The organism is Nocardia sp. NPDC006982, from assembly GCF_042869435.1.
Taxonomy (GTDB): Bacteria; Actinomycetota; Actinomycetes; order Mycobacteriales; family Mycobacteriaceae; genus Nocardia.
Genome location: NZ_JBIAFV010000048.1, coordinates 1 through 14,996, shown reverse-complemented (window position 1 = coordinate 14,996; position 14,996 = coordinate 1). Strand labels below are relative to the sequence as shown.

The 14,996-nt window shown below is 62.3% G+C and carries 14 protein-coding genes; 9 read left to right on the top strand and 5 right to left on the bottom strand.

Annotated features, from left to right (window positions below; genetic code table 11):
• Positions 1 to 274 precede the first annotated feature (274 nt).
• From ACFYOW_RS48650 to ACFYOW_RS48640, 3 genes are all read left to right on the top strand, one after another.
• Complete coding sequence (locus ACFYOW_RS48650; protein WP_387298863.1) at positions 275 to 613, top strand: YciI family protein; 339 nt, start codon at positions 275 to 277, stop codon at positions 611 to 613.
• Positions 610 to 1,851, top strand: a complete 1,242-nt coding sequence (locus tag ACFYOW_RS48645) for an RNA polymerase sigma factor (protein WP_387298862.1) — start codon at positions 610 to 612, stop codon at positions 1,849 to 1,851. Before ACFYOW_RS48650 ends, ACFYOW_RS48645 begins: the two co-directional genes overlap by 4 nt.
• 573 nt (positions 1,852 to 2,424) lie before the next feature.
• On the top strand, positions 2,425 to 3,363 hold the full coding sequence (locus ACFYOW_RS48640) for an IS5 family transposase (protein ID WP_387298860.1): 939 nt from the start codon (positions 2,425 to 2,427) through the stop codon (positions 3,361 to 3,363).
• Positions 3,364 to 3,466: 103 nt separating this feature from the next.
• On the opposite strand, the gene ACFYOW_RS48635 is transcribed toward ACFYOW_RS48640, so the two are convergent.
• Positions 3,467 to 4,288: an alpha/beta fold hydrolase gene (locus tag ACFYOW_RS48635; RefSeq protein ID WP_387298858.1), complete on the bottom strand. Its 822-nt coding sequence runs from the start codon at positions 4,286 to 4,288 to the stop codon at positions 3,467 to 3,469.
• Between the two features lie 248 nt (positions 4,289 to 4,536).
• Between ACFYOW_RS48635 and ACFYOW_RS48630 the strand changes: the two genes are divergently transcribed.
• Positions 4,537 to 6,081: an MFS transporter gene (locus ACFYOW_RS48630; RefSeq protein WP_387298856.1), complete on the top strand. Its 1,545-nt coding sequence runs from the start codon at positions 4,537 to 4,539 to the stop codon at positions 6,079 to 6,081.
• A gap of 395 nt (positions 6,082 to 6,476) precedes the next feature.
• Here ACFYOW_RS48630 and ACFYOW_RS48625 read toward each other — a convergent pair whose 3' ends face one another.
• Genes ACFYOW_RS48625 through ACFYOW_RS48610 form a run of 4 tightly spaced genes read right to left on the bottom strand, consistent with a single transcriptional unit; the run spans position 6,477 to position 11,400 of the window.
• Positions 6,477 to 7,580 carry an acyl-CoA dehydrogenase family protein gene (locus ACFYOW_RS48625; RefSeq protein WP_387298854.1) on the bottom strand — a complete coding sequence of 368 codons (1,104 nt, stop codon included), beginning with the start codon at positions 7,578 to 7,580 and terminating at the stop codon, positions 6,477 to 6,479.
• A 9-nt stretch (positions 7,581 to 7,589) separates the two neighbouring features.
• Positions 7,590 to 8,762, bottom strand: a complete 1,173-nt coding sequence (locus ACFYOW_RS48620; protein ID WP_387298852.1) for an acyl-CoA dehydrogenase family protein — start codon at positions 8,760 to 8,762, stop codon at positions 7,590 to 7,592.
• Between the two features lie 59 nt (positions 8,763 to 8,821).
• Positions 8,822 to 9,700 carry an acyl-CoA thioesterase gene (locus ACFYOW_RS48615; protein ID WP_387298850.1) on the bottom strand — a complete coding sequence of 293 codons (879 nt, stop codon included), beginning with the start codon at positions 9,698 to 9,700 and terminating at the stop codon, positions 8,822 to 8,824.
• On the bottom strand, positions 9,697 to 11,400 hold the full coding sequence (locus ACFYOW_RS48610; RefSeq protein WP_387298848.1) for a long-chain-fatty-acid--CoA ligase: 1,704 nt from the start codon (positions 11,398 to 11,400) through the stop codon (positions 9,697 to 9,699). Before ACFYOW_RS48610 ends, ACFYOW_RS48615 begins: the two co-directional genes overlap by 4 nt.
• Before the next feature lie 66 nt (positions 11,401 to 11,466).
• Between ACFYOW_RS48610 and ACFYOW_RS48605 the strand changes: the two genes are divergently transcribed.
• The 5 genes from ACFYOW_RS48605 (at position 11,467) to ACFYOW_RS48585 (ending at position 14,690) form a co-directional block, all read left to right on the top strand.
• A complete protein-coding gene (locus tag ACFYOW_RS48605; RefSeq protein ID WP_387298846.1) occupies positions 11,467 to 12,156 on the top strand; it encodes an alpha/beta fold hydrolase in 690 nt (229 codons plus the stop codon).
• Positions 12,153 to 13,106: an LLM class flavin-dependent oxidoreductase gene (locus tag ACFYOW_RS48600; RefSeq protein ID WP_387298844.1), complete on the top strand. Its 954-nt coding sequence runs from the start codon at positions 12,153 to 12,155 to the stop codon at positions 13,104 to 13,106. Before ACFYOW_RS48605 ends, ACFYOW_RS48600 begins: the two co-directional genes overlap by 4 nt.
• Positions 13,103 to 13,765: a maleylpyruvate isomerase family mycothiol-dependent enzyme gene (locus ACFYOW_RS48595; RefSeq protein WP_387298842.1), complete on the top strand. Its 663-nt coding sequence runs from the start codon at positions 13,103 to 13,105 to the stop codon at positions 13,763 to 13,765. Before ACFYOW_RS48600 ends, ACFYOW_RS48595 begins: the two co-directional genes overlap by 4 nt.
• 3 nt (positions 13,766 to 13,768) lie before the next feature.
• Entirely contained in the window at positions 13,769 to 14,392 is a 624-nt protein-coding gene (locus ACFYOW_RS48590) for a TetR/AcrR family transcriptional regulator (RefSeq protein ID WP_387298840.1), read from the top strand.
• Positions 14,393 to 14,474: 82 nt separating this feature from the next.
• Positions 14,475 to 14,690, top strand: coding sequence for a hypothetical protein (locus ACFYOW_RS48585; protein ID WP_387298838.1), 216 nt, complete (start codon positions 14,475 to 14,477; stop codon positions 14,688 to 14,690).
• Positions 14,691 to 14,996 lie beyond the last annotated feature (306 nt).

Here is a 14,996-nt window from a genome sequence, read left to right as displayed (position 1 = left end):
AAGAGGGCCATGTACGGACGTGCCAATTTCGACCTCCTCCGCACCCGCGTCCTCGCCCAATAAGCCTGGCCCATCATCAAATTCCGGCCAGACCCACTTTCTCATGGCCACGGACAGGCAGATTGCTCATCTCAACGCCGAACTTCTCATGCCGAGCCTCGTCCTGTAATAGGTTGAATTGCCTGATGATGGCAGCGAATTCTTCGGAGACAGATGTCCGTCTGCCATCGTCCCACTCGTCGATCAAGTACAGGTGACACGAGAGGAAGACGTCATGCGATACCTGCTGATGATCAGCGCCGAGGAGAACCCGGTCGAGGAGGAAGTGGCGGCTGCGGACATGGAGATCTTCAACGCATGGATCAATGACCTGGTCGAACGGGGTGTACTTCGTGCACACGAAGGGCTACACACGAGCCAGTGTGCGACCACCGTGCGAGTACGAGGTGACGAAGTGCTCCTGACCGACGGGCCTTACATCGAGGCCAAGGACCAGATCGGAGGCTTCGCACTCATCGAAGTCGACAACCTGGACGACGCTATAGAGATTGCCGCAAGGCACCCTGCCTGCGCGGTAGGGCAGGTCGAAATCCGGCCAGTCCTGGATCTGTGACCGATATCGACGCGGTGATCACAGCCGCCTTCCAAACCGAATGGGGGCGGCTGGTGGCGACCCTTATCGGCTTCACCGGCGACTGGGACCTCGCCGAGGAGTCTGTGCAGGATGCGTTTGCCCGTGCCTGGCAGACCTGGCCGCGCGATGGAGTGCCCGATCGGCCAGGAGCCTGGCTGCTCACCGCGGCACGCCATCGGGCCGTGGATCGGTTGCGTCGCGACCGGGTTGGAGAAGCCAAACTGCGGCAACTCGTCGTGATCGATGACGTTTCCGAGTCGGATTCCGGCGCATTCGACAGCGGAATCGAGGATGAACGGCTGCAGCTGATCTTTACCTGCTGTCATCCGGCTCTCGCGTTCGAAGCTCAGGTCGCACTCGCCCTGCGCACGCTCGTCGGACTATCAACAGCCGAGATCGCGCGGGCCTTCGGGGTTCCCGAGGCCACGATGTCCAAGCGCCTTGCCCGAGCCAAACGTAAGATTCGCGACGCGGCCATTCCTTATCGGGTGCCTCCTCGATATCTATTGCCCGAGCGGACTCGAGCGGTGCTCGGTGTGGTCTATCTGCTTTTCAACGAGGGCTATGTGGGCACATCCGGAAGAGACCTCCAGCGACCGATGCTCGCAGTCGAAGCTCGGCGGCTGGCAGGCCTGCTGGTCGAATTGATGCCTGACGATCCCGAAGCACGTGGGTTGAACGCGCTTGTACTGCTTCAACATTCGCGATCGTCGACACGAACGGATCCGACAGGTGCGCTCGTGCCCTTGGAGGAGCAGGACCGAACCCGATGGGATCGAGCACTCATCACGGCCGGCCTTGGGGAACTGCGTCACGCATCACGCAGGGAACGGCTCGGTCCCTATCAGCTACAGGCCATGATCGCGGCCTGCCATGTGGCCGCGCCGTCCTCAGCCGAGACGGACTGGGCGAAGATCGCCGAGCTTTACGACGCTCTGCTCAAACATGTCCCCTCGCCAACCGTCGCGTTGAACCGAGCGATCGCTATAGCGATGCGATCCGGGCCCCAGGCAGGTCTAGACATTCTGGACGACCTCGCAGGGGCCGGAGGGCTCAAGCACAATCACCTGTTGCCTGCCGCCCGAGCCGACCTGCTGCGCAGACTTGGCCGACCGGGCGCAGCCGCGGCGGCGTACCACGCGGCGATCGAACAAACTTCCAACCAAGCTGAGATTGCGTACCTGCGGCGTCGACTCGACCAGCTCCCGCCATGTTGAAGGACAACTACTGAAAATATGAATTCGGTTCAAGGAGATTCGGTCATGATCATGACCCCTGTTGTTATCGGACTGCCGATCGGCGTCGGTCACACGTGTTCTATATCGGCGGGCTCGGTCTAGATCCGGTCGGTGAACCTGCTGAAGACGGAGTGCCGCCCGAGCCCTTGCAGTTCGCAGTCAATGACAGCCTGCACCTTTTACTGATTCCCACAGAGGGGTTCGGTTGGGTAATCGGTGGAGGCGCCGTGGCGAAGCCCGGAGTCAGCGAATGCGTACTGACCTTCTTGGCGGGCACCGGAGCCGATGTCGATGCGGCGGTTGAAAAAGGCCGTCGCGGCACGGGCTTGAGTCGTTTCTGCGCCGGCACTGCAGTCCTGGGGCTATACCGGTGCGATCGCGGACCCCGACGGCCACGTGTGGTCGGTCTTGCTGGCGTTCCCTAGCGACCGTCCCACACCTAGGGCGTGTTTCATAAGTGCTGAGGGGTGATCGCCGCTGTCACGATTGCGGCTGAAAGTCGTTGCCGGAGTGGGTGTGTCGATGCCGTGAGATGGGTGAGGTCTCCGGTAGATGGGTTCAGCGACCAAGCAGAACCTGAATACCGGAGACCTCGTGGCCAGCGTAGCGGTGGCGGGGCGAGCGGATTTGACCGATGCCCAGTGGGCGCGGTTGGAGCCGTTGCTGCCTCGTGGCAAGAAGGCGGGGCGTCCGCCGAAGTGGAGCAAACGCCAGATCATCGACGGGATTCGGTGGCGCACTCGGGTGGGTGCGCCGTGGCGGGATGTGCCGGATCGGTATGGGCCCTGGCAGACGGTGTATGGGTTGTTCCGGCGGTGGCAGCGTGCGGGGAACTGGGCGTTGCTGCTGAAGTTGTTGCAGATACTGGCCGATGCGAATGGCGGTATCTGCTGGCAGGTGAGTGTGGACTCGACCATCATGCGGGCCTATCAGCATGCCGCCGGGGCTGTCCGCGATGGCGGCGCTCAGGCCGAGCCGCCGGGTGGGGTCGAGGTCGAGCCGGCCGATCACGCGCTCGGCCGGTCTCGGGGTGGATGGTCGACGAAGCTGCACCTGGCCTGTGAACAGGGTTTGGCGCCGTTGGCGGTCCTGATCACCGGTGGTCAGGCCGGTGACAGTCCGCACTTCACCGCAGTGCTGGATGCGGTGTGGGTACCGCGGCTCGGTGGTGGGCGCCCGCGTGTGCGCCCGGACCGAGTGTTGGCGGACAAGGCCTATTCCTCCCGCGCCAACCGCGCTTACCTGGCTCGACGCGGAATCCGGGCCACTATCCCGGTGCCGGGAGACCAGGTCGGTCACCGGCTCCGGCGCGGCACGCGAGGTGGTCGGCCCCATGCGTTCGATGCCGAGATCTACCGTGACCGCAACGCGGTCGAGCGTGGCATAAACCAGCTCAAGCAAAACCGCGCGCTGGCAACCAGATACGACAAACTCGCCGTCCGCTTCCTGGCTACCGTCCACATCGCCGCCATCGACCTGTGGCTACGGTGACCCGACTTTCGAAACACGACCTAGTCGCCATTGCGGCTGGGAGGGTAGCGCAACAAGAACCTCCGAGGTCCGAACTGTTCGAACCTCGGAGGTTCTGGGTTGATCAGATCGGTTCGGCCGCCGTGGCGAAGAATCGGTCCAGAACGGGTGCCAGGGCTTTCGCCGACACATTGTGGTTTTGCCGGTCGAGCATCTGCCAGCGGCCTCCGGGAACAGCGTCGGCGACGGCCTGCACCGCCATGCGCAACGAGGCTGGGCTCTTAGCCCCGCCGACCACCAATGTGGGCACGGTGATGGAACTCAATTGCTTTTTTGGCAAAGCGAAGTCGGCCATGATGGTCGCGTCGTAGGGCAATGAGGGGGCGACGGCCTTCATTTTCGGCCACATGGGCATGAGTCGCATTATGGCGGGCACTACTGCAGGCAAGCCGATAATTTTCGACAGGTAGAACGTGACAGCCTCTCCGCGGCGATCGGAGGCGATCAATCGATTGAGCGTGTCCGCACCGTCAACCGGAGGTTGATGCCCGGTCTTGTCGACTCCGACGAACGGCGGTTCGTAGAGGGCCAGCTTGGTGATGTTCAGCCCGCTGGCCGCCGCGCGCAGGCTCAGTGCTGCGCCGGACGATAAACCGAACACATGAGCTGACCCGTCCATCTCCTTGATAAGAGCCTCGAGGTCTTCGATCTCACGATCGACCGCATAGGGTTTCGTATCGCCGCTGTCGCCCCGGGCGCGACGGTCGTAGGTGATGACCCTGAAGTTATGGGCGAGAAGCGGAGCGACTTTCGGCATTGGTCCGAACGTTCGAGTGCAGAATGCGCCGTCGACGCAGATGATTGGAGGTCCCTCGCCGATTGAGTCATAGGTGATGGTCGTCCCGTCGGGGGAGACGACGCTGCCTGTGGTAACTGACTTGTTCATGAAATCTCCTGAAGGTTGTCATTCGCTCTCTCTGACGACGAACGGAAGTGGACTGGCAGGACACCCAACTTGATAAGACCGAGCGGAATGTAGCCCGGCAAACAGCCCCAGCTGTCCGTCGGCGATTCGAGGCCCTTGCCGCGGGTCTGCCACGTGCAATCCTCGCGGCTTGTGCAGATCCTGTCGAGTGCGTGTCCGTTGAAGGGAATCGCGTTCGTCGGTTGTACAGGACTAAGAGAAGGATCGCTGTGGAAATTATCGACGAATCGACGACCGAACCTAGGGCTGGGAGGCGAGAGTGGCTGGGGCTCTTGGTTCTGGCTCTGCCGATTTTGCTCATTTCAGTGGACTTCAGTGTGCTCAACCTGGCGCTGCCGAAACTCACATCGGCAATGTCACCAAGTAGCACCGAGCAGTTGTGGATCATGGATATCTACGGATTCATGATCGCCGCGTTCCTGATCACCATGGGGACTCTCGGGGATCGCATCGGCCACCGTAAAGTGCTTCTCGCCGGAGGAGCAGCCTTCGGTGTCTGCTCTTTGCTAGCAGCATTCGCCACCAACCCTGGCATGCTGATCACCGCTCGAGCCCTCATGGGCATCGCAGGCGCAACGCTAGCTCCCTCCGGGTTGGCACTGATCGGCAGCATGTTCGTCAACCCCAAGCAGCGGGCTACCGCGGTTGCGGCGTTCATGAGTTGCTTCATGGGCGGTGCGATTATCGGACCGATTGCCAGCGGCGTCATGCTGGCCCATTTCTGGTGGGGTTCGGTGTTTCTGCTGGCAGCGCCGGTAATGCTCTTGCTCTTGGCTGCCGGCCCAGTTTGTTTGCCGGAGCATAAGAGCTCGGACGCGCCAAAGTTGGATGTTCTCAGCGTTGTCCTGTCACTTGCGGGCATCCTGCCTATGGTTTTCGGCATCACCGAGCTGGCCCGTAGCACCAATCAGCCGGGTGCCTGGGCCGCCGTCGCTGGTGGAATCGCCCTGTTCACGACATTTCTGTTGCGGCAGCGTGCGCTAGCTCACCCCCTCCTGGAGTTGTCTCTCTTCCGCAGTCGCGTCTTTCGCGGTGCGTTTTCGTTGAGCCTGGTCACTGGCGCGGTTCAGGGTGGCAGCATTCTGATGATCAATCTGTACCTGCAAATTGTGTTGGGATATTCGACGTTGAGGGCAGGCTTGTGGATGGTGCCTGCGGCGTTGGCGATGTTGTTCACCATCGGGCTCGGCCCTGCATTGGCGCGGACGATCCGTCCGGCCTACATCACCGCGGTCGGCATGATCGTTGCGGCGCTTGGCTACGTCGTTATAGTCCAGGTTGGCGCGACGAGCGGGCCAGCGCTGTTGGTCGTCGGCTTTTCCGTGGTGATGGCTGGGATCGGTCCTGGTATGTCTCTGGGGTACGACATGGTGCTATCTGCCGCCCCGCCCGAGGAGGCGGGCTCGGCCTCGGCGGCTATGGAAACCGGCGGACAATTCGGAGTCGCCGCAGGGGTCGCGATGCTGGGAAGTGTCGGCGCGGCGGTTTATCGGCACCAAATCAACGTTCCTGCCACAGTGCCCGCCGGGCCGGCGGGAGCGGCTCACGAGAGCGTAGCGGGAGCAGTGACCGTGGCTCACCAATTGCCGGCCACTCAGGGCATTGACCTACTCGACTCCGCGGGAGTGGCCTTCACCAGTGGGCTGCACACCGTAGCGGGCATCGGCGCGGTCTTGTTCGTGGCGTTGGCGGTCCTGGCGCTCGTGGAACTTCGGCAGGTCACTCCCACTGACAAGAGCCCCCGCCGCCGCTGAGCGATAGCGCGGAGCAGCCGTATCCGTTTCGATTCGGGCCCAGTACTGCCCATTACAAGGGCTGCCCGCCTGTGCCAGCAGCGCCGCTGGGAGACGTTGCTCGCAACATCACCGCGACGGAAATCCCGTTAAGAGGTCACTATGACGACCGCTCTATCGGGACGCCATGCTTGATAGAGCCGTTTAGATATCTGGCCGGGAGTCGGTCGGCCACCCCGGACTGTCCCTCGGTGTACACCGCGATACCGGCGAATTCGAGCGGGCCACAGAAACCTGCCACGCCGTCAGTGGTGACGAGATCGAACTGTTCTACTGAGCATTGGTCATCGACAACGGACAGCACAATCAACGATTACCGCCCCCCTCCCCCTGTACAAACGCCCCATCAGGTTAGGTCATTCGATCACGTTGACCCTGGTGTAGGAGGCCACACTGTCTGTGAGCACCCGAAGATGCGCGTCGGAGCTTCCCAGCGTGTGTTCGATCGCCATCAACCTCGAGACATAGTGTCCGACAGCGTATTCCGACGTCATCCCGATGCCGCCGTGCATCTGTATCGCTTCTTTCCCGATCAGTAGTGCGGCCCTCCCGACCGCGAACTTGGCCCGCGATGCACGCACAGGATCGGTAATCCCGCCGGCCAGCGACATCGTTGCGTACAAGCTCATACTCTTTGCCAGCTCCAACGCGACGTACATGTCGGCCGCCCGATGGGCAAGTGCTTGGAACTTCGCTAGCGCAGTACCGAATTGTTTGCGTTGCTTCAGATAGTCGACGGTCAGCTTCAGGACTTCTTCCATCAGTCCGACCGCCTCGGCACATAGTGCGCCTTGGGCTAGTACCTCGACGCTAGCGATCGCGGCCGACTGGTCGTCGCTTCCGAGAGGTTCCCCCTCAGCGGCTTGGAAGCGGATCTGGGCACCACCTCGCCCGTCGTGGGTGCGGTATGACGTGCGGGTCACATCGGCCGAGTCGGTGTCGATGAGGAAGAGTCCGACGCCATCACCAGGCCGTGTGGCAGTGACTATCAACGTTCTTGCGCGGTCCCCGTGCAGTACAGGGTTCTTGACACCGGTGATTGTCCATCTGTCACCCCACTTCGACGCTGTAGTCGCGACGGTTTTGGCAGGCCATCTGCTGCCGGGTTCCTGATGGGCGAACGCGAGGGTGGTCGCGCCTGATGCGAGTGCGGGCAGATATCGGGTGCGTTGCGTCGGGGTCCCGACCGCGACGATCAGTTCGCCGGGAATGAGCACGCCCTCGAGGTAGGGCACCGGTGCGAGAGCCCGTCCTATCTCGGTCATGACCATCATGGCCTCGACGAGGCCCGCACCCGATCCGCCATCCGCTTCGCTGAATGTAAGTCCTGGAAGGCCGATCTCGGCGAGTTGCTTCCATAGCTGTTTGTTCCCACCGGGCTCGGTGCTGGACCTGCGCTTCAGCACTTCACGAGTCGTATCGCGCAGCAGAGCCTGCTCGTCGCTGAGCTCGAAATTCATCGTTGCTACTCACAATCCGAGGATCGACGAAGCAATGATGGAACGCTGCACCTCACTCGATCCGCTGTAGATAGAGACTTTCCGGCTATTGAGGTAATGCGGCACCGAGCGTTGCGCCCAGCCGGGCGAGCCGATGCTGTCGATTCCGATCGGCAGCGAGTCCTGGCCTGCTACCTCCACCGCTAGTTCGGTCGCGGCCTGTTGCAGCTGCGATCCCCGCAGTTTGAGCAGCGACGACGCCGGATTGGGTTTGCCTTCGGCGGACGTCGCGACCACCCGCAGTTGGGTCAACTCGAGCGCCATTAATTCGTTCTCGAGTTCGGCCAGCCGTGATGCGAAAATCGGGTCGTCCAGCAATGTTCCGCGCGGAAGCCGCACGCCCGCGGCGGCTTTTTTGGCGGCGGCGATCATGACCTTCGAATGCCCGGTCCGGGTCACAGTGGTGCGCTCGTTGCCGAGCAGGAACTTGGCGTAGCTCCAACCTGCGTTCTCCTCGCCTACCAGGTTCTCGGCCGGCACCCGCACGTTCTCGAAGAAGACTTCGTTGACTTCGTAGGTGCCGTCGATCAGTTGGATCGGTTGGACCGTGATACCAGGAGTGGTCATGTCGATGAGCAAGAACGATATTCCGTGTTGACGCCGTGTGGCGTTCGGATCGGTGCGAACCAGGCAGAAGATCCAGTCGGCGTATTGGGCGAGGGTGGTCCATGTCTTCTGCCCGTTCACGACGTAGTTCGCGCCGTCGCGGACGGCTCGCGTGGTGAGCGAGGCCAGGTCCGATCCTGACTCAGGTTCGGAAAACCCTTGACACCACCAGATGTCGAGGTTGGCTGTCGCGGGGAGGAAACGCTCCTGTTGTTCTCGCGATCCGAACGCCGCGATGATCGGACCGACCATGGCGGTGTTGAAGGCAAGCGGTGCCGGAACGGAGGCCAGGTCCATCTCGTCCTGGTAGATATGACGTTGTGCTGGCGTCCAATCCTTACCGCCCCACTCTATGGGCCAATCGGGGACCGCGAGGCCTACGGAATTGAGGATCCTTTGACTGGTGATGATGTCCTCGCGCCCCAGTTTGCCGAAGGAGGCTGCGCGTTCCCGTATGTCAGCGGGGAAGACCGTCCTGAAGAAAGCTCGCAGTTCGTTCCTGAATGCGACCTCCGCACTGGTTAGTTCGAGGTTCATTCGGTGCCATCCTTTCCCTACAGAGGTTTTTGCTTCCATGCCCCCGGCCGAGCTACGAGTTATGCGCTCGGTCTGCTGTTCTTATGCGGTACTCGAACGAGTGCCTCCTGCACCACTGACGCAGCAAGATCGCCTTCGAGGGTGTAGAACTCGCCCCGCGCTAAGCCTCTGGCTGCCGCCACAGTTTCATTGCGCAGCACATACAGCAGCCAGTCGTCGGCCCGAAACCTGCGATGAAACCACATGGCATGGTCCAGTGAGGCTGCGATCCAACGCTCGCCTGGCGTGCGCCTCCCCGCAGTGTTGGCGATATTGATATCAGAGATATATGTCAACATGCTGGCATGAGCCAGATGCGCGTCCGGAAGCCGATCACGCACCCGTACCCAGAACATTCTGCGTTCCTCGCCTGCCATGGTCGCAATCGCTGATTGCGGAACGACCCGAACGTCGAGCACCCGCGACGGCGTCTGCTGCGTCCGCCAAATATCGCCGGCCAACCCTCGTGCGAGCATTGCCAATTCGGCAGGACTGGGCATGTCCGCGGGAGCGGGTACGTCGGGCATCAAGGGCCCATACGACGGACCATCTTCGGTACGGTGAAATGACGCCATCAAGGTGAAGATTGTCCGACCGTGCTGAACAGCGTTTACCTGACGAGTCGAGATGGAACGGCCGTCGCGGGTTTGCTCGACCGCATAAGTGATAGGCCGATCAGCGTCGGCTGCTCGGATGAAGTACCCATGCAGGGAATGTGGATCGCCACCGTGCGGCACCGTTCGACCGGCGGCGGCCAACGCTTGTGCTGCCATCTGGCCACCGAACGCCGTACCCGGAAAGGCACCGTGGCATTGCGCACGAAAAAGGTTCGCCGATAGCTCAGTGAGATCGAGAACCGTCGACATAGCCGGCAAAGAGTCCGCTGCCGCGTAGTTCATGCGCCTTCCTGTTCCTGCAGAGTCCGCCACATGATCTTTCCGGCTGCGGACTTGGGCAGTGAGGCAACGAACTCCACGATCCGTGGAGTCTTGTATGCCGCCATTTGATTGCGCGCCCACTCAATGATGTCCGTAGCGGTGGTGGAGTGGGCCACCTCTGGACGCAATACGATAATCGCTTTGACGGTTTCACCGCGATAATCGTCTTTGGCCGAAATGACACACGCTTCCTGGACGGCCGGATGTTGGAACAACACGGCCTCGACCTCGGCGGGCCACACTTTGAAACCGCTCGCGTTGATCATCCGCTTGAGGCGATCGGCGACAAAGAAGTAGCCCTCGTCGTCGATCCAGCCGAGATCTCCGGTGCGTAAGAACTTTTCACCGTCGATCTCGATGAAGGCCGCTTGGGTCGCTTCCGGATCGCGCCAGTAGCCCTGGAAAACCATTGGGCCGCGGGTGACGATCTCTCCGACTGTGCCTAGCGGGACTTCATGGTTGGTGTCCGGATCGACGACCCGCGAGTCGACGTCGAACATCGGGATGCCTAGACATTGGTTCTTGGCACGATCGCTCGGATTGAAATGGGTGGGTCCGGCGGTCTCGGTCAGTCCGTAGGCTTCGGAAAAGGTGATATCGAAATCTCGCTCGAGGCGCTCTGCGACCATCTTGGGCATCGCAGCGCCACCGCCGCTGAGTTGGACAAGGTTCGACAGATCGAAGGTCCGGTAGTGAGGGCTGGCCATCAGGTCGATGATCATCGTCGGAATACACGTCCAGTGGGTGACCGAATATCTCGAGATCAGCCGACCCGCCAGCTCGCGATCCCAGCGAGGCAGGATCACCGAGGTAGCGCCGTTGAACACCACCCCCAGAACCGACGACATCAGGCCCGTGATGTGGAAAAACGGGACTACAGCCAGTCCCACCGACGCTACGGTGGTGTGCCCAATGACTCCAGTGATCGTGTTACTCATGAGGCTGCGATGCGTGTGCAGACAACCTTTCGGGTGTCCTGTAGTGCCGGAGGTGTAGGGCAGCACCGCGAGATCGTCCGGTCCGGCGGTTAGCGGTCCAGGAGCCAGACCCTGCTCGAGGGCATCGTTCCATCGGGTATAGCCGTCCGGGATCGCTGGGTCGGACCGCAGCCATGCCTCTATCCGTTCTGTCGGCAACTCGGCCGGGTCGACCTCGCCGACCAGAGGCATGGCGTCGGCGTATCGCGTCACCAGCACAGCGTGAAGCCGATGCGCGAACGGCGCGGCGTGAGCGGCGGCGTGGACAGTCTCGGCGAGGTCGGCGGCGCAGATGAAGGCTTTGGGCTCGGCATCGCTGAGATAATGCTGGAGCTCACTACCCCTGTTCATCGGATTGATTGGCACCACAACGGCATTGGCACGCAGAATGCCATAGACGGCCACCACGAACTGGGGGCTGTTCTGCATCATGACCGCTACCCGGTCGCCCGCGCCGACGCCGACGCTATGCAACCAGCCTGCGACCCGCTCGGCTTGCGAACGCAGCTCCCGATAAGTCATAGCCCGACCGAAAAAGATGTACGCCGACTTGTCCGGGTAGCGGCGTTCTGTCACCTCAAGGTTGAACCACAGCGTGGTATCGGGGATCGCCAGCCGCCGTGGCAGTCGTTTGGGCCAGACCTGCTCGCGTATTGCAGTCCGCTGCGGCTGCGTTGCCGTCATGTGTTTCTCCAGTAGATCGCGATACGGCAACTGTACATACATGCAGCATGTATGTACAGTCAGAGTATGACAAATTTTGTGCTGACACACGGTGCGTGGCATGGCGGCTGGTGCTGGGAGCGGGTCTCCCAGCGACTCGAAGCCGTAGGCCATACGGTTCACACCCCGACACTGCGCGGTCTCGGCGAGAATGTGGCCGACCGCAATCCAGAGATCGGCCTCTCAACCCACGTAGACGACGTGGCCGCAGTACTTGCCGGACTCACCGACGTGGTGCTGGTCGGGCACAGCTATGCCGGATTCGTGGTCCGGGAGGCGGCCGACCGGCTGCCCGACCGGGTCGCCCGGTTGGTCATGCTCGACGCCTGGGTGGGCAACGACGGGCAGTCATTGCACGATCGGGCACCACAATGGTTCAGTGGCGCGATGCGCCAGGCCGCAGCCCAGCAGGGCGACGGCTGGCTGATCCCGGCACCGCCCGCCTCTCTCTGTGGTGTCACCGACCCGGCTGACGCGGCCTGGCTGGAATCACGGCTTACCGACCAACCCTTGAAAACCTTCGAGGAACCCACTCGGTTGACCGGCGCGGTCGACGACATCCCCTGTCGAGCCGTGCTGTGCACGCCGGGCAACGGTGTCCCGTTCGCGGATTGGGCAGCCGAGTTCGATTGGCCGGCCACCGAACTCGCCTCGGGGCACGATGCGATGGTCACCGCACCGGCACAACTCGCGGCGCTGCTGATGGAGGCACCGTGAAAATCGGTGTGCTGCTGCCGACGAGGGAAGCCGCGCTGCGTGGCGACTGGGACGCGCGCGGCCTGATCACCTTCGCTCAGCAGGCAGAGCGGCTCGGGTTCGACTCGGTCTGGACCGGCGACTCGCTCCTGGCGACACCGCGATTCGAGCCCCTATCTCTGCTGTCGGCCATTGCCGCGACCACTTCCGCGATCACCGTCGGTACCGCAACGCTGCTGGCGCCGCTGCGCCATCCGCTTCTTGCCGCCCACGCCATAGCCACTCTCGACCACATCAGCGAAGGTCGGCTGATCGTTGGCGTGGGCTCTGGATTTCCCCGTCCTCGCACGGCTGCCGAGTTCAGTGCCGTCGGCGTGCCGATGCACGAACGAGCCGGGCGGCTGGTGGAAACGGTCAAGCTGTGGAAGAAGCTGTGGAATCACACCGACGGCATGCCACTGTCCTTCGAGGGCCGGTACTGGAACCTGGACGCACTGGAAACGCTTCCGGTGCCCAGCCGCCGCGGAGGTCCACCTGTGTGGTTCGCCGGCGCAGGCCCACGCGCCCTGCGGACGGCAGGCGGAGTCTTCGACGGCTGGCTTCCCTACCCACCCCGACCTGAGGACTATGGCTCTTCGCGCGCGGATCTCCTGTCGGCCGCGGCAACCGCGGGACGTAAGCCGTCGGCACTGACCAGCGCGCTCTATCTCACCATCAACCTCAACGATGATCCAGCTGAGGCCAGGGCCGAATTGGACACCTACGCGCAGGCCTATTACGGATTGCCGCTGGAAATGGTCGAGCAGGTCCAAGCTTTTGCCTACGGCCCAGAAGAGGTATGCCGCCAACGAATGAATCTATATGTGGCTGAGGGTGCCGAACATATTGTTGTCCGCATCGGGACCCTCATCGACCCGCTGGCTCAGCTCGAGCGGATCGCTCACGCCCTTCTCCCGGAGAGAACGTCATGATGGCACCAGACGGACCTGCATTGGCAGTCGGCCTGCGGTCGGCATACGACAGCTTCATCGCGCTGATACGCCAACTTTCTGCCCAGGACTGGGACGCGCCCACCCGATGCACCGGTTGGAGCGTACGTGACGTCGCCGCCCACATCGCCGGTACCGCAGCGGATTCGGCGACGGGCAACGCCGGCAAAAGGACCCCTGACGAACAGGCGCGCGAACTGCGTGGGTTACCACCCGAGAAGATTGCCGACCTACTCACCCAATCGTCCCGGGTGATCACAGACTACCTGGAGGTGCTGGCTCTCCCCGCCTGGCAGCGACCCAGCGGCCACCTTGGTCACACGCTCAGAGAGGCGACCCTGCTGCTGTGGTATGACGTATACGTCCACGCCGACGACATACGCTCGGCGATCGGACTGCCATCTGACCGGGGCCCTGGCCTCGCCGCTGCCGTCGCCCATATCGAGGATCGTTTGAAACAACGAGAGTACGGCCCAGCTCGAATAATCCTGCATGATCTCGGTGAGTTGCGGTTCGGCACCGGCGGGCCCGAGATCGCCGCAGACCCCCTGCATTTTCTGTTGGTCGCGACCGGCCGCGCCGATCCTGCACCCCTGGAACTCGACAGCAGGGTCAATATCTACCGACCCACTACGATATAAGTCATGTCAGTTGTCGCAAACCGCAAGGTCGAACAGGGTATAACAACACGGAGCGAGCTCGTCCGGGCTGCCATTGATCTGTTCGCGGAGAGAGGCTTTGCCGACACCTTCACGTCCGAGGTAGTGGCCCGAGCCCAGGTCACTCGCGGTGCTCTATACCATCACTTCGCCGACAAGGATGGGCTCTTCTTGGCGGCCTATGAGGCTACCGAAGAGGAAGTCGCACAGCGGCTGATCGCGGCCGCCGAGACGGCCGACGGTCCGGACACGCGGATTCGAGCCGGGGCAGCCGCCTTTCTGGACGCGTGCATGGATCCCCGTATCCAGCGCATCCTACTCATGGACGGTCCCTCGGTCCTGGGCTGGGACCGCTGGCGACGCGCCGATGACCCTCGGTGCGCCCGAGGACTCTTGTCGATCGGGCTCTCTAATGCAGTGGCGGCTGGGATTCTGGCCGACCAGCCAGTAGCTCCACTAGCGGAATTGTTGTACGGCGCGCTCGTCCAGGCCGGGCTGGCGATCGCCCGCGCCGAAGACCCTCCAGTCACCCGGCGGCTCATGGGAGAGGCGGTCGACCGCCTCCTGAGCACGTTGCTGGTGCCGGGTCCGCAAAGGTTCGTGCGGTAACGGTCGGGGTATCGGGTTGCCCGCTGCCGGGTCTGCCGGAGATGCTGCCTGGCGGAGGTGGCGCCGGTGGCGCGGAAGCCGGATGTGTTTCATCAGAGCGGTGACCCCGGAGGAGGGTCGTAAGCTGGCCCAGATCGCCCGGCGCAGTAGACAGCCGGTGCAGATGCGCCGGGCGGCGGTGGTGATGGCCTCGGCGCAACATCAGCCGGTCGAGTTCATCGCGAAACTGATGCAGGTCTCGGAAAGGATGTGGCATGCCGCGAGCGTCAGTGGCGACCAAGATCGGCGGCCGGTGTGAGGTAGGACAATTGCCGCCGGTGAAAGGCTTGCGAAAAAGCCGCTAGCACCAAAAAAATCGGCATTTACGCGCGTTGGGAAGCCAAGTCGACCAGCAGATCTGGACGATCGACCAACGCGCGCCCAGCGGTATGAGCGCGCACAGATATCTACAACCATGCGGCAGAGGTTTCCGGTGGTGCCTGTCACGATGTCAACTCCGGTTGAATCGTGGATCTGGCACGGTTTGCGTGATTGACCAGGCTCGTATTGCCAACGGGCACTTGATGATCGATCATGTCGCCGGTGTTCTGATCTTGGACCGCTC